Annotated in this window: 1 protein-coding gene; it reads left to right on the plus strand. The window is 42.5% G+C overall.

What is annotated here, in order from left to right; all coding sequences use genetic code 11:
• Positions 1-393: ABC transporter ATP-binding protein (locus FN960_RS23550; protein ID WP_143850771.1), on the plus strand; the 393-nt coding region annotated here is incomplete at both ends.

Raw genomic sequence — 393 nt, forward strand, 5'->3', positions numbered from 1 at the left:
TGTGTTTAAGGATTTAAACCTCGAAATCCCTTCAGGAAAAAGCGTTGCCTTTATTGGTCGCAACGGTGCGGGTAAATCAACGTTGCTAAGAATGATTGGTGGTATTGACCGCCCCGACAGTGGAAAGATCATCACCAATAAAACAATATCATGGCCAGTCGGCCTCGCCGGTGGATTTCAGGGAAGTTTAACTGGACGCGAGAACGTAAAATTTGTTGCGCGGTTATACGCGAAGCAAGAAGAACTGAAAGAGAAAATTGAGTTTGTTGAAGAATTTGCCGAGCTCGGTAAGTACTTTGATATGCCGATTAAAACTTACTCATCTGGTATGCGATCGCGTTTAGGCTTTGGTTTAAGCATGGCATTTAAGTTTGATTATTATATCGTCGATGA

This window comes from Alkalicoccobacillus porphyridii, from assembly GCF_007293315.1.
GTDB classification, from domain to species: domain Bacteria; phylum Bacillota; class Bacilli; order Bacillales; family Bacillaceae_D; genus Alkalicoccobacillus; species Alkalicoccobacillus porphyridii.